The sequence below is a fragment of the Paraburkholderia sp. PREW-6R genome (assembly GCF_039621805.1).
In the GTDB taxonomy this organism is placed as follows: Bacteria; Pseudomonadota; Gammaproteobacteria; order Burkholderiales; family Burkholderiaceae; genus Paraburkholderia.
The window spans coordinates 711,232-729,092 of sequence record NZ_CP155074.1; the positions used below are offsets into that span (position 1 = coordinate 711,232).

General features: G+C 60.3%; 14 protein-coding genes. 8 read left to right on the forward strand and 6 right to left on the reverse strand.

Going from position 1 to position 17,861, the window contains the following annotated elements:
* Nucleotides 1–42: 42 nt before the first annotated feature.
* The 3 genes from AAGS40_RS18505 to AAGS40_RS18515 form a co-directional block, all read right to left on the reverse strand.
* The gene (locus AAGS40_RS18505; protein ID WP_345816226.1) at nt 43–867 is read right to left on the reverse strand and encodes a siderophore-interacting protein; all 825 of its coding nucleotides are present in this window, start codon (nt 865–867) and stop codon (nt 43–45) included.
* A 183-nt stretch (nt 868–1,050) separates the two neighbouring features.
* Nucleotides 1,051–1,893 carry a PadR family transcriptional regulator gene (locus AAGS40_RS18510; RefSeq protein ID WP_345816227.1) on the reverse strand — a complete coding sequence of 281 codons (843 nt, stop codon included), beginning with the start codon at nt 1,891–1,893 and terminating at the stop codon, nt 1,051–1,053.
* A gap of 384 nt (nt 1,894–2,277) precedes the next feature.
* Nucleotides 2,278–3,900 carry a DHA2 family efflux MFS transporter permease subunit gene (locus tag AAGS40_RS18515; RefSeq protein ID WP_345816228.1) on the reverse strand — a complete coding sequence of 541 codons (1,623 nt, stop codon included), beginning with the start codon at nt 3,898–3,900 and terminating at the stop codon, nt 2,278–2,280.
* A gap of 1,067 nt (nt 3,901–4,967) precedes the next feature.
* Between AAGS40_RS18515 and AAGS40_RS18520 the strand changes: the two genes are divergently transcribed.
* The 5 genes from AAGS40_RS18520 to AAGS40_RS18540 all read left to right on the forward strand — a co-directional run bounded on the left by AAGS40_RS18520 (nt 4,968) and on the right by AAGS40_RS18540 (nt 12,746).
* The gene (locus AAGS40_RS18520) at nt 4,968–6,359 is read left to right on the forward strand and encodes a TolC family outer membrane protein (RefSeq protein ID WP_345816229.1); all 1,392 of its coding nucleotides are present in this window, start codon (nt 4,968–4,970) and stop codon (nt 6,357–6,359) included.
* A 3-nt stretch (nt 6,360–6,362) separates the two neighbouring features.
* Nucleotides 6,363–8,084 (forward strand): type I secretion system permease/ATPase, encoded by a 1,722-nt coding sequence (locus AAGS40_RS18525; protein ID WP_345816230.1) that lies wholly within the window; start codon nt 6,363–6,365, stop codon nt 8,082–8,084.
* The gene (locus AAGS40_RS18530) at nt 8,081–9,463 is read left to right on the forward strand and encodes an HlyD family type I secretion periplasmic adaptor subunit (protein ID WP_345816231.1); all 1,383 of its coding nucleotides are present in this window, start codon (nt 8,081–8,083) and stop codon (nt 9,461–9,463) included. Before AAGS40_RS18525 ends, AAGS40_RS18530 begins: the two co-directional genes overlap by 4 nt.
* A gap of 68 nt (nt 9,464–9,531) precedes the next feature.
* Nucleotides 9,532–9,852, forward strand: a complete 321-nt coding sequence (locus AAGS40_RS18535) for a hypothetical protein (RefSeq protein ID WP_345816232.1) — start codon at nt 9,532–9,534, stop codon at nt 9,850–9,852.
* Nucleotides 9,853–9,917: 65 nt separating this feature from the next.
* Nucleotides 9,918–12,746 (forward strand): hypothetical protein, encoded by a 2,829-nt coding sequence (locus AAGS40_RS18540; protein WP_345816233.1) that lies wholly within the window; start codon nt 9,918–9,920, stop codon nt 12,744–12,746.
* A gap of 140 nt (nt 12,747–12,886) precedes the next feature.
* On the opposite strand, the gene AAGS40_RS18545 is transcribed toward AAGS40_RS18540, so the two are convergent.
* Nucleotides 12,887–13,069, reverse strand: coding sequence for a hypothetical protein (locus tag AAGS40_RS18545; RefSeq protein WP_345816234.1), 183 nt, complete (start codon nt 13,067–13,069; stop codon nt 12,887–12,889).
* A 416-nt stretch (nt 13,070–13,485) separates the two neighbouring features.
* Complete coding sequence (locus AAGS40_RS18550; protein WP_345816235.1) at nt 13,486–13,641, reverse strand: hypothetical protein; 156 nt, start codon at nt 13,639–13,641, stop codon at nt 13,486–13,488.
* 312 nt (nt 13,642–13,953) lie between these two features.
* Here AAGS40_RS18550 and AAGS40_RS18555 point away from each other — a divergent pair, with 312 nt between their 5' ends.
* The 3 genes from AAGS40_RS18555 (at nt 13,954) to AAGS40_RS18565 (ending at nt 16,991) form a co-directional block, all read left to right on the forward strand.
* Nucleotides 13,954–14,613 (forward strand): dienelactone hydrolase family protein, encoded by a 660-nt coding sequence (locus tag AAGS40_RS18555; protein WP_345816236.1) that lies wholly within the window; start codon nt 13,954–13,956, stop codon nt 14,611–14,613.
* A 201-nt stretch (nt 14,614–14,814) separates the two neighbouring features.
* The gene (locus tag AAGS40_RS18560; protein WP_345816237.1) at nt 14,815–15,867 is read left to right on the forward strand and encodes a rod shape-determining protein; all 1,053 of its coding nucleotides are present in this window, start codon (nt 14,815–14,817) and stop codon (nt 15,865–15,867) included.
* Between the two features lie 329 nt (nt 15,868–16,196).
* Nucleotides 16,197–16,991, forward strand: a complete 795-nt coding sequence (locus AAGS40_RS18565) for an alpha/beta hydrolase (RefSeq protein WP_345816626.1) — start codon at nt 16,197–16,199, stop codon at nt 16,989–16,991.
* 82 nt (nt 16,992–17,073) lie between these two features.
* Here the strand turns inward: AAGS40_RS18565 and AAGS40_RS18570 are convergent, their stop codons facing one another.
* On the reverse strand, nt 17,074–17,475 hold the full coding sequence (locus tag AAGS40_RS18570; protein ID WP_345816238.1) for a hypothetical protein: 402 nt from the start codon (nt 17,473–17,475) through the stop codon (nt 17,074–17,076).
* Nucleotides 17,476–17,861 lie beyond the last annotated feature (386 nt).

Genomic DNA, 17,861 nt, shown 5'->3' on the forward strand with positions numbered 1-17,861 from the left:
GCCGGAAACGCCGCGCGACTCAGGCCGCGACGCCGTGCATGCTCAATCGTCGAGCTTTTCGTGAACAGCCCGAGCGCCCATTTTCCAGTAACTTGACGCCCGGATGCGCGATTTGTCGACACCGCGTTCCGTGCACAGGTGATACCGCACGGCGCGCATCGTCGACGATTCGCCGGCGGCCCACACGTAACCTTCGCCGTCAACGGGCAAGTACATTTCACGCACGGCCTTCAGCAGCGTGTCGCCACGCTCCGCGGCTTCGCTGCGATAGCACCAGAGAACGTGCAGTTCGGCCTGCGTGCTAAATTCGAGTTTCGCCGACGCGTCCGCTACTTCGATCACGGCCGCCACGCGCGTGCCGGGCGGCAGTTCTTCGAGGCGTCGTGCGATGGCTGGTAACGCGGTGTCGTCGCCGACGAGCAGATGCCAGTCGAAGCCGGTGGGAATCACCATCGAGCCGCGCGGGCCGCCAATGCCGAGATACTGGCCCACTCTGGCTTGCGCCGCCCACGTCGCGGCGGGCCCGGCTTCGTGCATCGCGAATTCGATATCGAGTTCGCGTGCGTCGCGGTCGAAGCGGCGCGGCGTGAAGTCGCGCGCGGTCGGACGCTTGCCGTCGGCAAATACTGGACCGTCCGGCCCGGCTTGCGGCAGCAGCGGTTTGTCCGCGCCCGGCTCGGGAAAGAATACCTTGATGTGATCGTCGAACGACGCGGACACGAAGTCGTGCAGGTCGTCGCCTGTGAACGTGACGCGGATCAGGTGTGGCGTGAGCTGGCGCACCTGTTTAACCTGCAGCAGACGGAACTTCAGCGGATGCCGCACGCGCTGTACGGCAAGGTGGTCACGAGGGTCGTTGGTCAGCATGAGGGTGTTGCTCCTGTCAATCTTGCGGATTCATAGAGAAGACACCTCCGCGCGTGAGGGCGCAAGCGGGAGCATGCTGGCGGCAGCGTGCGCGCTAGCGTGCTCGTGGATGGGCGTGCGTGTGCGTGGCGGTGCGTGTGGGTGTCTGCGGCGCCCGTGCGGCCGTGCGGGCGTGCGGGCGTGTCAGGGCGTGTCAATGGTGGGATCGCCGTTCCCGTCACTGGCTGCCGTGTTGCCGTCACCTTCGATTTCCCTCGCGGCCCGCATCAATATGTCGGCGATGCGGCGTTGCTCGGCCGCCGGTGCGTTGTCACGGCGCAGCAGCGCGCGCTTGAGCACGCGGCGCGCTTCGTTCAACTCGGGCGCCCAGCCGCCTTCGCTGATGTCCGCGGGTTCCTCGCCGGCGAATGCCCGGCGCACCGAGTCCATCTTGCGCGCGATGTGGTTCAGCTTGGCCAGCATCAGTTCGACGCGCTCGCGATTGGCGGCAAGATAGTCGCGACCCGTTTCCGATAACGCGTAGCGCTTGCGGTTGCCTTCGAGCTGTACGGTCACGTAGCCAAGTTCTTCCAGATACGTGAGCGCCGGATAGACCATGCCGGGGCTCGGGCTGTAGAAGCCGTTCGAGCGCGTTTCGAGCGCCTTGATGAGTTCGTAGCCGTGGCTCGGCTGTGCGTCGATCATCGAAAGCAGCAGCAGTTGAAGATCCTCGGAAGTGAATTTGCGGCCGCGCGGAAAGCCGTCGCCATCGCCGCCGAAACCGCCGGGTCCGCCGCCAAAGCGCCCGCCCCGGCCACCGCCGCGATGGTCGTGGTGACGACCGATCATGTGCCGCAGCGCATGAAGGGACAAGCGTTCGTGCGATTCGGCGAAATCGCGGCCAGACTCATAGCCCGCGTACCCGCTGCGATGCTGGTAACGGCGCGCAAAGGCATGCCAGAGGGCGTGTAGCGAAGCATGGCCGTCGTCGGCGCGGCGCGCCTCGTCCGCGTGGTGCGAACGGGAGAAACGAGAGTGATGACGCATCTTGGATACTCCATCTATGTCTTAAGATGTGTCGTAAGATATATATCTAAAGATAGATTGTCAAGGAAGGATCGCGAAAACCCGAACGGCGGCCGTGCCTGCGACGGAACTGCGGATTATTTGCCCCGAAGCGGGGCGCGTGCTGAAGAGAAGTAAGCGAGACCGGAAGAGATTCGACGTGCCGGCGACTGAACGGAACCTCAATATTTCCGTCACCGCAACCGGAACTAAGCGCGCGCAAAAGCGCCGGCTGCCGGGCCGGCAGGCGTCGCGCATCGATTGAAAAATCATGCCGCCACGATCGATCGTGGCGTTGCTGTTACCCGGGTAGCGGCTCGGCTCGTGCTGTCCATGTCGAGCTACCCGGTTAATCCCGCTGGGCGCTTAGTGTGCGCCCGCTGCATCCGGGCCGCCGCCGCCTTTTGCCGGACGCGTGATCCAGATCAGCGGAATGATCAGAATGAAGATGATCGCCGACACGAAGAAAATATCGTCGAGGCCGAGCATTGCCGCCTGCGTGTTCACGGTGAAGTCGAATAGCGCATGCGCGGATTGCGTGTTCAGGTGAAGCAGCGACTGCGTCGAGTTGATCTGCTGATTGAATACCGGATTATTGACGGTGGCGATTTCGGTCAGGCGTTCATGGTGCAGCACCGTGCGGTTATTCCACTCGTTGCCCGCGATCGATGTCCCGACCGCGCCGCAAAACACACGCGCGAAATTGGACAGACCAGCCGCCGCCGGAATACGGTTCGGAGGCTGACCTGACAGGATGATCGATGTTAACGGCACGAAGAACAGCGCCATTGGAATGCCCTGCAGCAGCGTCGGAATCACGAGGTGCCACGTGTCGATCTCGATCACATATTTCGAGCGCATGTAAAAGACTATCGCAAAGCCGATGAACGCGAGCGTGGCGATCACGCGCGCGTCGGAACGCGGCAGCACGCGGCCCATGACCGGCGCGAGTAGTACGGCGAATACACCGAGGGGCGCGGTGACGAGACCGGCGTCCACCGAACGGTAGTTCAGGTATTCCTGCATCCATTGCGGCAACAGCACGAGGTTGCCGAAAAACACGCCATACGCGACTGAGATCGCAATCGTGCCGCCCAGGAAATTGCGCTGCTGGAAGAGCCGCAAATCGACGATCGGGTTCTCCTCCGTCAATTCCCACACGAGGAAAAACGCGAAGCTGATCAATGCGGTGACGCCGAGAATCACGATCACGGGCGAATTGAACCAGTCGAGGTCCTTGCCCTTGTCGAGCATCACCTGCAGCGACGCGACCCAGGTGATCAGCAGGCCGAGACCGACCACGTCGATCGGCGGTTTGCGGGTGGCCGACTCGCGCGTGCGATAGATCATCCACGTGACGCCGGCGGCGAATATGCCGACCGGAATGTTGATGTAGAAGATCCACGACCAGCTATAGCTGTCCGTGATCCAGCCGCCGAGCGCCGGGCCGGCGATCGGGCCGACCGTCGCGGTCATCGCCCATAAAGCGAGCGCCGTCGACGACTTCTCCTTCGGATACGAGCCGAGCAGAATGGCCTGTGACAACGGAATCAGCGGACCGGCCACCGCGCCCTGAAAAACACGTGCGAGCAGCAGGATAGGCAACGTGGGCGCGATCCCGCACAGCCACGAAGCCAGCACGAACGAGAGGATCGCCCCCACGAACAGCTTGACCTGGCCGATGCGCTGCGTGAGCCAGCCGGTCAGCGGAATCGACACGGCATTGGCCGCGGCGAACACAGTGATGACCCACGTGCCTTCGTCGACGGAAACGCCCAGGTTGCCCGAGATGGTCGGGATCGCCACGTTCGCAATGGACGTGTCGAGCACGTTCATGAACGTGGCGAGCGCGACGGCAATGGTCGCCAGAACCAGCTGGCCGCCTTGCAGCGGCGGCGGAGGTGGGGGGGCTGCGGATGCGGCGGGCGGCCCCGGCGGCCCCGGCGGTGCTGGCGGTGCGGAGGCGGGCGCGGAAGTCGGCTGGCTCAAACGTTTCTCCGGATCGGAAGGTGACAGTGGTGCGGCGGTCGTGTAGCGGTCGTGCAGCCGTTATTCTGGCTCGATGGGCGGTTCGCCGGATGCGTTCAGTTCACAGGGGCCGCACCCGAACTCGTGCGGCGGCCAGCGCTACCGCCGCAAGCTCGCAAAAGCATACCTGCATTCGGGTTTTGCCGTCGTCGTCCGCCGCAGGCTGGCCGACGAAAACAAATGCGCGGGTCCTCGAGCGAGAGTCTGCCGGACGTCGCATTCACGTCGCTCGACGGCACCGACGCGTTACGTGGGACACGAACTTCCTGTTACTGTCCGCCCAGCCTTCCGATGGTCGGTAGTCATTTCCTCATAGACAGGAAGATGGCCCTATCCCAACGCCAAAAGCCCCGTTTGAAGAACCAGCTCCTGCCGTTTCCCGGCACGATAGTCCGCATGATCTCCGTCCGGCATCATGGCGCGCTGTCTTTTTCACGCGATGGCGATCACGTGTATGCACTCGTGTTCTCACCCTACATGGCCTACCTAACGGGGTGCAGCCATGTGGCTTTGTTCGGGCGCAAACAGGAAGGGGTGACGAGATGAGTGGCACATGCTCGCGCTCCCTAGCCCGGTGCGGCACTCAGTGCCGCGCGCTGGCAATGCGTTTTGCGTATTGAAAAACTAAGGATAACTATGGATACGGACTGGCTTCATCTCGACCTGTCGTGTGGCGGCTTCGCGCTGCTGGTCGTTGTCCTGCTAGTGCGGAATTTCTTCGGCGGGCGGCGCAAGCCCTGATGGAAGGACGTCCTGGAGGCCGCAGCATGAGCATAGCGCCTGGTCTGCTACGCGTGAGACACAAGCACTTGTTGTTGCCCGCTAAGCCAGCGCCGGTTGTGCGGACGTTGTGCGCGCAACTTATGCGCGGTGCATGTCCGTTGTTTGGAGACAAAGGTTTGGAGACAAAGTCATACCCTGTGAGTCTGTAGAAGAATCAAAAATTCATTTCATGATTTGTCCCATTGCGACTGTACGGTGATACTGATATTTTTGAACTCACTAAGCATTTAATAATTGATTTGAGAATGGCGAAACTTGCCTTGAAGATCTGGATATGCCATTCCATGAAGCGCGGGGCGCTGCCTTTGACGCTGGGCGCGACAATCTTGATGTGTACGGCACTCCCTGTCGAGGCCGCAAGTCTGGATGATCTGGTCAATGATGCAATTGCGCACGATGCTACCCTCGCGAGTGCCGAGGCTACGTACCGAGCCGGACTCGAAAGGGAACCCGAGGCACGAGCCGCGCTTCTCCCTCATCTTGGCCTCACGCAGTCCGATTTCAAGAACGGGATTCATGTACCGGGACAGCCAGCGGCTCCGTATTCGACGGTCGGTGCGTCACTGTCACTTAATCAGACCGTCTTCAAGTGGGACGACTGGCAAAGCTGGCAGCAGAGCAAACTATCCGTGGCCGATGCGGGGCTTGCGCTTGCAAGCGCGAGACAGGACCTGCTACTGCGAGTCGCGCAGGCGTACATAGACGCACTTGCTGCAAACGACGGACTTCTGCTCGCGCAGGAGCACCAGCGCGCGGTCAATGAGCAGCTGGCGCTGACGAAGCGTACCTTCGCGTTGGGCGCGGCGACTGTCGTAGACCTGAATGAAGCTCAGGCCGCTGCGGACGCTGCTCAGGCCGACCTCATCCATGCGCAGGGCGTTCTCAACACGCGCTATGCGTCGTTGCAGAAGATTGTCGGCCATCCGGTCGATAGCGTCGAGCCGCTTGATGCCAAAGCAGGTCTTCCGGTCGTAGCGTCGGATGCGTCCGACCGCTGGGTTGCCGACGCACAAATATCTGGTTTTGACGTGAAGCGGCGGGAGATCGCATTGGAGATTGCGCGACGTGAAGTCAGCAAGGCTGACGCGGGATATATGCCAAGCGTTTCAATCATTGGCAGCGTCAGCAACGGTAATGCCGCGTTCATTAACGGACAGACGAATTTTTATACTGGTGCGAACCGCGCCACGTCCGGGGAAATCGGCATACAGATCAGCATCCCTCTCTTTGATGGCTTCTCGACAGTGAGCAAGAAACGGGAAGCGCTTGCACTGAGGGACAAGGCTGAAGACGATCTTGAGGATGCGCGCCGGTCGGCTGCGTTTGATGCCCGTCAGTCGTTTCTTGGCGTTCAGGACGGGTTGGCGCAGATGGCGGCGCTGCGCACTGCGCAACAGTCCGCTGAAACGGCACTGAAGTCGAACCAGAAGGGATTTCGCGTTGGTGTGCGGATCAATGCGGATGTTCTGAACGCAGAAGACAAGCTATCAGGTACGCGTCGCGATCTGGCGAAGGCGCGGTATGACACACTCATGCAGTTTCTGCACCTGAAGGCGAGCGTTGCCCAGCTCGACCAGACAACGCTTTCACAGCTTGATTCTGGTAGCGGGGCATCGCCAGCGGAATCCGGGAAATAACACATGACTATGTTCCAGGCGATCCGGCGGCATCTCTGGCTCGCCGTTCTGTTTGGCGTCGCGAGTAATCTGCTCTTGCTGGCGCCCACTATCTATCTGCTCCAAGTCTATGACCGTGTGCTGCCGAGCCGGAGTCTGGAGACATTGGCAATGCTGATGGTGGTCATGGGGATTGCACTCGCCATGGCGCTGGCTGTCGATGTCGTACGCAATCGATTGCTGGGGGACCTGGGGCGTCAGCTAGCCGACCAGCTTGACCGGCTTGCGCTTGAGGCGCGCATCGAAGCTCAGGCACGGCGCACCGTCCGTACTGATCTTGCAACGGCGCAGGACGTTGCCGCGCTGCGCACGTTCCTTTCCGGCTCGGGTGTCAACGCGCTGCTCGACATGCCGTGGCTCGTCGTGTACCTCGGGGTAATGTTCCTGTTTCACTGGTCGCTCGGGCTGATCGCTATCGCGAGCGCAGTGCTGCTTGTCGGTCTGACGCTGCTTAATGACCGGTTGACCCGGAATAGCGTCCGCGCCTATACGGCCCGGCAGCGGGAGACGGATCAGTTCTATGCGCAGCTCAGCCGCAACGCGGAGATCGTCACGGTGCTCGGTATGAACAGGGCGCTGATCGATAGCTGGCTCGCGCGTCGCTCCGTCGATCTTGATGCTCAGGCGAAAGCGGCCGATACCTCAAACCTGAACCGCAGCATTGGCAAGATGGTGCGACAGGCTATACAGGTTGTGATGATGGGTGCGGGTGCATGGCTCGTCATCAACCAGTTCGCCACAGGGGGCGTGATGCTGGCGACAACGCTTCTGCTTGGCAAGGCGCTCGCGCCAATTGACCAGATGCTGGGTAGCTGGAAGCAGTTCACAGAAGTGCGTCAAGCGTGGCCCCGGCTCGATGCGCTCTATGGTCGGCCGTCAGCCCCTCGCGCGGTGGAATTGCCGCGTCCGATGGGGCGGCTCACGGTCGAGGCGCTGGCGTTCAGCAGCGGGAGGCTCGGTGATCCGCGCGCGCGCATGCTCATCCGGGGTGTCCAGTTTGCGCTTGCCCCCGGTCAGTTGCTCGTGATTGTCGGACCCAGTGCTTCGGGAAAATCGACACTGTTGCGGCTGCTTGCTGGACTTTGGGAGCCGCAGGCAGGGGCAGTGAGGCTCGATGGAGCCGATGTCGCAAAGTGGCCACGCGATATGCTCGGGCGCTTTCTCGGCTATTTGCCGCAGGATGTCGAACTGTTTGCTGGAACCGTGGCTGGCAATATCGCCCGTAATCCTGATCCGGCAACGCACGACGCGGCTGCCATCGTCGAGGCGGCTCAGCGTACAGGTGTGCACGATCTGATCCTGAGCCTGCCGAACGGCTACGAAACGCAGATTGGCGAGTCAGGCGAAACGTTGTCTGGTGGGCAGCGCCAGGCGATTGCGCTGGCCCGGGCGTTATATGGCGATCCGAGCCTGGTGTTGCTTGACGAACCGAATGCAAATCTCGATGCAGAAGGTGAGCGGCTCCTGAATCGTACCCTGCTGAATCTGAAGCAGGATGGCGTAACCGTGGTCGTCGTCACACACCGGCAGGCCGTGCTTTCCGTTGCCGACCGGGTCATGGTGATGCGCGCCGGAGAGGTTGAATACTTCGGCACACGCGAACAGGTCGAGGCCGCGATGCAGTCGCGGGCGAAGTCAGGCGGCACGGCGACACAGATTACGCGTCAGGAGGCGACTGCATCATGAAAGTGCCTGCCATCATTCAGGCGATTCGCAGCGACGTTCAGGGCATGCTTGCAGTTCCCGAGGCGGGAATGGCCGGTGAGCCGCTGCGGTTGCCGCGCGGGGTGATCGCCGCCGGTTGCGCATCACTGATATTAGGCACCGGCGCGCTTGCGCTCTGGGCCGCCCTCGCGCCGCTTTCGGGTGCAGTGGTGGCCGAGGGCATGGTGCGCGACGAGGGCGAGCGCAAGACCATCCAGCATCAGGAAGGTGGCATCATCAAGGCGATTCTCGTGAAGGACGGAGATCATGTCCGGGCCGGACAACTTCTCGTCATGCTCGATAACGTCCGCCCCGATGCCGAGGTGGCTGCGCTTCATTCCCAGCTGGATGACGAGGAGGCGAAAGCGGCGCGGCTTGTGGCAGAGCGCGACATGAAGAGCACTATCACATTTCCGCAACGGTTGACCGCGCAGGTTTCCGATCCCCGTGTTGCCGCGCTATTGCAGCGGGAACGCACGCTCTTCGATTCCGAACGCCTGACCCTGACAGACCAGTTGACGCTGTTACAGGAACAGCTCGCACAGACCCGGCTGGAAATCGCTACAGAGTCGGAACTCGTGCGTACGAGCGAGCAAAGCCTTGGCATCTCGAAGCAGGAGCTTCAGGTTAACGAACAACTTCGAAGCGAAGGCTATGTCACGGAGACCAAGCTGATGGAACTGCGTCGTGCTGCTGCCGACTACCAGTCACGCCAGCAATCGGATACGGCAGAGCTGATTCGGGGGCACCAAAAGCAGACGGACCTCGACCTGAAGATCACGTCGTTGCGTAACGAATACGTGAAATCTGCCGACGGCCAGTTGAAGGACACGACGGCGAAAATTCTCCAGTTAACCGAACAGTTGCGTCCGGCTCAGGACATCGACGCGCGCACCCATATCGTGGCTCCAGTTGCAGGGGAAGTCGTGGGGCTGCGCGTTCATACGATTGGCGCGCCTATCGGCCCGCGTGATCCCATCCTTGATCTGGTCCCGGCAAGCACGCCGCTGATCGTCGAAGCGAAAATCAAGCCGGACAACGTGCGCGAGATTGTGCCTGGCAGCAAGGCTGATGTGCGGTTGACGGCGTACAACCCGCGCACTTCTCCGGTACTGGAAGGCAAGCTGACCTATCTGGCGGCCGATTCGCTCAATGATAGGGATACGCACCAGTCGTTTTATCTGGCGCATGTGGAGATTGCGCCGGAAACACTGGCGAGGGCAAACCGGCTCGCGCGTGAGCCGATCGTGCTTGGCCCAGGGCTGCGGGCCGAAGTGTTCATTAAGACTCGTTCCCGTAGCGCGTTCGACTATCTGTTCGAACCGGTGTGGGATGGCATACAGAAATCCATGCGAGATTAGTCGATATGGAATTCTTAAAAAATTTGAAATATACGATAACCAAAACCACACATAAAGGGTGATTGGATATGAAAGATAAGTTTTTGTTTTTTTTATTTGCTACCGTTCCGGTAATTCTTTTTTCGATTGTCTTTTTTTCGAATTGCGATGGATTCTTGGTTGCGGTAAGGCGTTTGCCGAATTCTCTCGCTGTCTTGTTGGTGCTTTCCATTGCTGTTTTTTCCGCTGTATCTATTATTTATGCAATATTTAAATTCTTCAGAATTTATGCGATTCCAGGTAGCGGCGGTCTGCTGATTTCTAGGCGTCTGGGTATCGCCATTGCTGTCACATTTGCGATTTTTTTGGTTGGGATAAAAGCGATTTCAGATCGAATTTGCAGTGGGTAGTTCTGTGGGTTGAAAAGTTGCAGTTCGGATGTTGATATAGATTTTTATTTACACAGGAAAACTAAATGACTTCTTTGGCTGTAGCTGGAAACGTTATCGGTGGTCTGGATAGTTATGCTGGTGTTAAAGACGCCGCGGCGCAATTGGCTGCGAATCCGAGCGATCTACATCTGATTGCCAACTATGATGCTGCATTGGCTAATGCTGCAGCCACTGTTGCGGCGGCGACGGATAATGGGGAAATTGCGTCCACATTTGCTGCGAATGCGATTATCGCAAACATTAATAATCTTAATTCTAATATCTCGACGATGAGTCTGAATGACGTCGAGAGCTCTATTGCTGCGATTACCGGTGAGGTTATTACCCTTGTTGGTCAGGGTGTTTCCTTTTACGGTGTGGAGGAGGCGAATGTCAATCCCTTGGCCGGTGGTGCAACGATTACGGTTGGTCAGGTGTTGAATATAGTTGGCTTTATTGTCACTGCTGTTGGAGCAGGTCTCGATGCAGCAACAATTGCGAATGTTGCACACCAAGAATTGGATGCGGCAGGCATATCAACCGATCCAAACGCCATAATTACTCCGTCAGGATTCAGTAATTCAAATTTCATTTGTGATGCTGATAACGCTTCCACCATGTTCAACATGGCGGTGGGAGACAATACGCTTGATTTGCAGGCCCCGTCGATTACAGTGACGCCCGGTGCAGTCGCAACGGTGGTCGTTGAAAATGCCCAAGACCAGGCGCTCATCATTTCCCCGGGTGTCAATGGCTCGGGCATGAATGTCGAAATCAGCGGTGGTGGTAACGACATCACGCTTAAGCAGGGCGCAGCGGTAACGGTGAATTCTACCCAAGCCAACACCATTCACAACGATGTGACTGGACAGGATTTCACCGTTTCGAGCGGTCAGATCAGCACCAGCGGTGGAACCGAAACGCTTTCAGGCGGTGCTCTGAATGAATTTTCGGTCAACGGCGACGGGTCACTGGATGTCACGATGGCGAATTCCAGCGGAATCGTGACGGGAATTGCGACCTACAGTTCCCAAGGAGCTTTGCAGCAGCAGGTTTTCTATGATCCGTATTCAGGTCGCGAGACACAGGTAAATAATCATAATGCTGACGGCAGCCAAGTAGACCACCTTTTCAATGTCAATGGCACGCAGACTGCAACCGTCTACGACGCTGCGGGCCATGAGACTGAATATGCTACGTTTGGCGCGAATGGCATGAAGACGCAGGATATCTTCTTCGATGCCACGACAGGGCGCGAGACGCAGGAGAACGACATTAACGCCGATGGCAGCCAGATCGACTGGACCTTCAATGCGAATGGCTCGCAGAACGCGACCGTGATCAACGCCACGGGACACGAAACCGAGTACGCGACGTTCGGAACCAATGGTGCCAAAACGCAGGACGTTTTCTTCGACGCCACCTCGGGTCGCGAGACGCAGGAAAATGACTTCAATGCCGACGGCAGCCAGGTAGATCACCTCTTCAACGCCAACGGCACGCAGACTGCCTATGTTTTCAATGCGGCAGGCCATGAAACCGAGCAGGCCAGCTTCGGTACAAACGGCAAAATCACGCAGGATCTCTTTTATGACGCTACCAGTGGCAAGCTGACCCAGGAGAACGACTACAACGCAGATGGGAGCCAGACCGACTGGACCATCAGCGCAAACGGTACGCAGAACGCGACCGTCATTAACGCCGCCGGACACGAGACCGAGTACGCGACGTTCGGGACCAACGGCCAGAAGACGCAGGACGTTTTCTTCGATGCTACTTCGGGCCGCGAAACGCAGGAAAACGACATCAACGCTGACGGCAGTCAGGTGGATCACCTCTTCAATGCCGACGGTACGCAGAATGCAATCGTGTTCAATGCGGCAGGTCACGAAACCGAGCAGGCGAGCTTTGGCACCAACGGCAAGATGACGCAGGACGTGTTCTACGATGCCAGCACGGGCCGCGAGACGCAGGAAAACGACATCAATGCCGATGGCAGCCAGATTGACCACGTCTTCAACACAAACGGTACCCAGACCGCCTACGTCTTTAACTCGGCGGGTCACGAGACGGAGCAGGCCAACTTTGGCACTAACGGCAAACTGACACAGGACTTTGTGTTCGATGGAACAACTGGCCGGGAATTGCAGGAGACGGATTACAACGCAGACGGCAGCGGTGTTGCGCATATCTTCAATCCGAATGGCACGCAGAACGCCGCCGTGTTTGATCCGAATGGTCATGTTTCCGAGTATGCAACCTTCGGTGCCAATGGCCAGAAGACGCAGGATATCTTCTACGACACCAGCACGGGGCGTGAAACGCAGGAAAACGACTTCAACCCGGACGGCAGCGCGGTCGCACACATCTTTATTCCCGATGGTTCGCAAACTGCCACGGTATACAACGCCGCCGGTCATGAGACCGAGTACGCGGTTTTTAATACCAGCGGCCAGAAGACGGACGACTACTTCTATGATGGCACGACCGGGCGCGAAACCGAGTACAACCAGTACCACGGCGACGGCAGCATGACGGCATGGCAGTTCAATGGCGACAATTCGTCTGATGCCATTATCTTCAACGGAAACGGTCAGGAGCTTGAGTACGATTCGTACAACTCCAGCGGCCAACTGACCGGCTTTACCCAGTTTACCTATGGTGCCGGGGGTGGCTACAACGCTGTGGCGTATGGTCCGACTGGATATGAATTGGGCTGGTCAGACTACGGCAGCAACAATATGCTCATTTCTTCCGGCGGAGGCGAGTATGACTTCTCGTTGAGCGGCGATTACGGCAGTGGAGTCGATACGTCGGGATTCGAGCAGTCGTTTGAGAATGACTTCGGCTATTCGTGCGACTTCGGTTTCTAAAACTGGAAATGTGAAGAAGAAGGCGCGGACCACAAGCTCGCCTGATCTGCATATCAAATGCCGCGCCACAAGCGCGGCGTTGTGCATCGAGCGATGACTTTTGCTGGCCTGTGGCAGTTGCTTTCCTATGATTGAAGCCGCTAAATAAATAAAAGGTAGGCTGATGCTGCGCTTCTGCTGGGCGAGAGCGTCCACGCGTCACGGATCGTCATAAAGCGCTGGTTCAGCGTCCACGCTTCTTTGGGACTCAGGACCCGCTCACGGTGCAGCTTGTAGTCAGGCGGCAGGAGTCCGCCGATGGCAATCAGCTCGACCGGGTTCACGTCGAGCAGTGCGCCATGGATTGCGCACGAGGCCGCAACGCAGCGCCAGGACTGCGAAGGTAACAGTTCGATAGCGCCGCGGCACTTGCCTTCGTCAATGAGTGCGCGTAGCCGCGCCGTGAGGGCGCTGTCGTTCAGATCGCGCAGCTTCGTGCGCCCGAGCAGCGGCAGCAGGTGGCGTTCGCAGAAGCGTGCGCATATTCTCCGCCATCCTTGCGCAACAACCCCTCCGTTTGCCAGCTCGCGTGTAGGTCGCCAAACGTCAGTTGCGGTTCGCGCCGCCGCTCGATGTCGTCCTGCTCCTGCTTCACCTTTGAGGCGACTGCCTGCTTCCGTCCAGCGGGATCGATGCCGTGCGAGACGCGCAGCCTTATTTTCTCGAAGCGGTCGCGGATGGTGTCGGGGCCGTCCCGCGGTCACGCGCCGAGCGTCGCCTCACGCGCCTGATCGTCAAACCGCGAGCGGTAGCGAAAGTGCACCGACACCGCGCCGTCGCGCGTGACGTGCACGTTGCCCGAGATGCCCGAGCCGTCGCGCACGGTACTGTTGTCGTCGGCAGAGCGCCGCAGCATCTATTTATCATGGACGTGTCGAGCACGTTCATGAACGTGGCGAGCGCGATGGCAGTGGTCGCCAGAACCAGCTGGCCGCCTTGCAACGGCGGCGGAGGTGCGGGGGCCGCGCATGCGGCGGCGAGCGGCACCGCCGCAAGCTCGCAAAAGCATACCTGCATTCGGGTTTTGCCGTCGTCGTCCGCCGCAGGCTGGCCGACGAAAACAAATGCGCGGGCGTATGCTCGCCATTCATCCCACATGGATCTGCAACGGGTGTTGAGGTCCATGAACGACGTTTGACTCACATTGCACGCGGAGAATGAAAAGCATATGGCCTGGGAGCAATTCGAACATGGCTGGCGACGCGCACCGGTCAGCGCGCCGGCGAAAGGACTGGTCGTGCTGATGCACGGCGTCGGCAGCAACGCGCGCGATCTGATGCCGCTCGCCGACATCTGGAGCGAGAGTCTGCCGGACATCGCGTTCACGTCGCTCGATGGCACCGACGCGTTCGACGGCGGCTTCGGCGGACGCCAGTGGTTCAGTCTGCGCGACATCACCGAAGGCAATCGCGCTGCGCGCGTGGCGGCCGCCTATCCGGCGCTGCGCGAGAGGCTCGACGCCGAACTTGCGCACGCGCAGGTGTCGTTCGGGCGCCTTGCGCTGGTCGGATTCTCGCAAGGCTCGATCATGGCGCTGCATCACATTGCAACCAGCGACGAAGGCGCGGCCGGGGTCGTCGCCTATTCCGGGCGGCTCGCGTCGCCGGTAACGGCGCGCAACGCCGCCGCAATCACGCTGATCCATGGCGAGGACGACGAAGTGATCCCGGTCTGGGAACTGGAACGGGCCGCCGACGCGTTCAATGCAGCCGGATACACCGTCGACGCCTATGCGCTGCCCGGCATTGGTCATACGATTAATGCGGACGGTGTCGCGCTGGGTCACGAAGCGCTGGAACGAGCGCTCGGCGCGTTGTCGCGCGGCTGAGACAGCACGTTTGTAAAGTCACCCTAAAGATTCTGATCCGCTTGCCGTTATCTGCTCATTAGTATGACAATCACCCGCGCCGCGCTTACCGGGCGGCGCCTGCAGAGGCGCAACAGACGGCTCGGGTGACCTGGGGCGCGCTTTGCAGACTGCCCGGGTTCGGGTGGACAACAGATAACAGCCAACCATCAGAGCCTTTACATGGGCAGACCGACGCCGCAACACCCGCTCTTCGACCGCCTGTTTCGGCACGCCGTGACCGTGGACCTCGGTACGGCCAACACACTGATTTATACCGACGACGGCGGCATCGTGCTCAATCAGCCGTCGGTCGTCGCGTTTCAGAAAGATGGCGGCGAACGTGGCAAACGCGTCGCCGCAGTGGGCGCCCAGGCGCGCCAGCTGCTCGGCCGGGAGCCGCGCAATCTCGAAGCCGTGCGGCCGATGCGCCACGGCGTGATCGCCGACTTTCCCGCTGCCCGGCAGATGTTTCGCCAGTTCGTCGACATCGCGCGTCCGTGCACGCCGTTCAGCCGGCGTGGCACGTTCACGGTGTGCGTGCCCGCGGGCGCGACCCAGGTGGAGCGTCGCGCGATCCGCGAAGCGGCCGTCGCGGCCGGCGCATGGAAGGTGAGCCTGATCGGCGAATCGCTTGCGTCGGCAGTGGGCGCGGGGCTGCCGGTGGCGGAAGCGACCGGGTCGATGGTGGTCGATATCGGCGGCGGCACCACCGAAGTCGGCGTCATCGCGCTAGGCGGCACGGCCTATAGCGGTTCGATCCGCGTTGGCGGCGACGACTTCGACCTCGCGATCGTCAATTACGTACGCAACCTGTACGGCGTGCTGCTCGGCGAACAAACCGCCGAGCACGCCAAGCGGAGCATCGGCTCGGCGATGCGCGATGTCCCCTTCGAACATATTCATGCCACCGGCCGCAGTGTCGACGACGGCTTGCCGCGCACAGTGCAACTGAGCAATCACGATATCGCGGACGCGCTCGACGGTCCGTTGCGGCAGGTGATCGGCGCGGTCAAGCGTGGATTGGAAATGGCGCCGGCCGAGCTGGTAACCGACATTGCCCATCACGGCATCGTGCTGACAGGCGGCGGGGCGCTTCTCGGCAACCTGAGCCGCCGCCTGACCAACGAACTCGGACTCGACGTGCGGGTCGCCGACGAACCGCTGACGTGTGCGGTGCGTGGCGCGGGCGCGGCGGCAGCGGCCGGACTGGTCGAGGATTTCGCCGACGCGTGAGCCGAACGCGCGAGCCGACTGCATACCGGGTGCATGACGGGCGCATGACCGAGGGCATGGAGGGCGCATGACGTGCGCTCTGACGCGCGGCCGTCCGGGCATGCCGGCGTCGCTCGATTTCCTCCGCACACGCACGCGGATTCGACCCGCGTGTGACAATGGCCCCGCGTCCCCGCTTTCGAGGACGACAGCGCGTTTCTTCTCCCATCCAATTCTAACGATCGCCGCCACGCTATTCGTGGCGCTGCGACGCATTTAACCCATTGCCTGTGAGCCGATCCTATTCCGAGCAGCCCGCATCTTTCATCGAGTTGAAAGGCGGCTTGCGCATGCCGTACGTCGAAGCCGGCGAGGGCGAACTGCTGCTTTTCGTGCATGGCTCGCTGTGTGATTACCGTTACTGGCAGCCGCAACTCGCGGGTCTTTCGCGGCATTATCGCTGCGTGGCCGTGAGCCTCACGCACTATTGGCCCGCGACGGACGTCGACCCAGGATTGCCGTTCGGCTGGAGCCGCCATGCGGACGAACTGGCGGAGTTCATCGACCGATATGGAGCGGGGCCCGCGCATGTGGTGGGCCACTCGCGCGGCGGCTGCGTGGCGTTCCATCTCGCGCGGCGGCACCCTGAACTGCTGCGCACGTTGACGCTGGCCGATCCCGGCGGCCCGTTGCAGATAAGCGGACGGTCGTCGGGCGACGCTGTGCCGGAAACCGTCAACCCGCTACGTGCGAAAGCGGCGCAGCTGATCGAAGGGGGAAACGTGGACGCGGGACTGCAACTGTTCGTGGATTCCGTGAGCCGTCCCGGCTTCTGGGCGATGAGCACGCCCGCCTTCCGCACGATGGCGACCGACAATGCGCACACGCTCGTGCGGCAATTTGGCGATCCGCTGCCCGCCTATGTACCGGACGAGGCCGCGCAACTGCGGTGTCCAGTTTTGCTGATCGATGGCGAAAAGAGCCCTGATCTGTTTCGCCGCACCGTTGCCGCGCTGCAAGCGTGGCTGCCGGATGCGCGCCGCGAGACCGTGCGCGGCGCATCGCACGGAATGAATCTCGCCCATCCGTCCGCATTCAATCGCTACGTGGACGAGTTCATTCGCGCGGTGAACAAGCTGAACTGAAGCGTTGCACTGGCGCGCTGCACCTGGTGCGAAGGCTGGTGCCCGACTCGCATTCACCAGTCAGCTACGCGCGTAGTGACGCTCAGGCCTTGCGGTGCGCGTCTTTATCGAGCATGCGTTCCGCGGCTTCGCCAACCAGACCGTGATAGTAGAGGTGCACGCCGATCGCAAGCGAATCGTTGCGGATCTCATGGAATGCGCGCCATGCCTTGACCGGATCTTTGAACAGCAGATAGTGCGCTTCCCGCGCGACCAGGTCCGCCACTTCGTGCAGACCGTGACCATGCAGCGCATCGACGAGTGCATCGAGACTGCGGTGCGTGCGCGCATCGGTGCGGGGATAAAGCATGTGCAAGACCGCCACGTCCTGCGTCTTCAGCGCCGCCGACAAGGCGACCACGATGTCCTGATGATTCAGCGCGGTGACGATGTTTTCGTCAGTGTGCACGTGATCCGGAAACAGCGTTTCAAGAGAGGCGTTCATGGGGTTGATCCTTTTCTTCTGCTGAGTAAAAAGGCCTGCCGAAAAACGGCAGGCCAAAGACAGCTGTGTGCTTGCAGGGGAAGCAGAACACGAATTCAGTATCGCAGATGGCTCAGTCGCGCGCAGCCCGCCTGCAGCAAAACATTGTTGCAGCAGGTGTTCTAACTTTCATTTGGCTGGCGACGTGGTGGCGACATGGTGGCGACGCGTGAGGCATTCTGCGCAGCGTATTCGTGCAACATTCACGCAGTCCTCAGTGGTCTTCAATGCAGTCCGCGTGGCAGTCTCCAATGCATTTCCTACGGCAGTCGCTACAGCGATCCTTCACGCAACGAATGTTGCGTCAGTCGAGATGGATTGTTGCGGCCAATCGTCGCAATGCCCGG

Coding starts and splice junctions, on each gene's coding strand:
- AAGS40_RS18540 (WP_345816233.1), top strand. CDS start 9,918: ATGACTTCTTTGGCTGTAGCTGGAAACGTTATCGGTGGTCTGGATAGT.
- AAGS40_RS18505 (WP_345816226.1), bottom strand. CDS start 867: ATGCTGACCAACGACCCTCGTGACCACCTTGCCGTACAGCGCGTGCGG.
- AAGS40_RS18565 (WP_345816626.1), top strand. CDS start 16,197: ATGCCGTACGTCGAAGCCGGCGAGGGCGAACTGCTGCTTTTCGTGCAT.
- AAGS40_RS18525 (WP_345816230.1), top strand. CDS start 6,363: ATGACTATGTTCCAGGCGATCCGGCGGCATCTCTGGCTCGCCGTTCTG.
- AAGS40_RS18570 (WP_345816238.1), bottom strand. CDS start 17,475: ATGAACGCCTCTCTTGAAACGCTGTTTCCGGATCACGTGCACACTGAC.
- AAGS40_RS18555 (WP_345816236.1), top strand. CDS start 13,954: ATGGCCTGGGAGCAATTCGAACATGGCTGGCGACGCGCACCGGTCAGC.
- AAGS40_RS18535 (WP_345816232.1), top strand. CDS start 9,532: ATGAAAGATAAGTTTTTGTTTTTTTTATTTGCTACCGTTCCGGTAATT.
- AAGS40_RS18560 (WP_345816237.1), top strand. CDS start 14,815: ATGGGCAGACCGACGCCGCAACACCCGCTCTTCGACCGCCTGTTTCGG.
- AAGS40_RS18510 (WP_345816227.1), bottom strand. CDS start 1,893: ATGCGTCATCACTCTCGTTTCTCCCGTTCGCACCACGCGGACGAGGCG.
- AAGS40_RS18520 (WP_345816229.1), top strand. CDS start 4,968: ATGGCGAAACTTGCCTTGAAGATCTGGATATGCCATTCCATGAAGCGC.
- AAGS40_RS18550 (WP_345816235.1), bottom strand. CDS start 13,641: ATGCTGCGGCGCTCTGCCGACGACAACAGTACCGTGCGCGACGGCTCG.
- AAGS40_RS18530 (WP_345816231.1), top strand. CDS start 8,081: ATGAAAGTGCCTGCCATCATTCAGGCGATTCGCAGCGACGTTCAGGGC.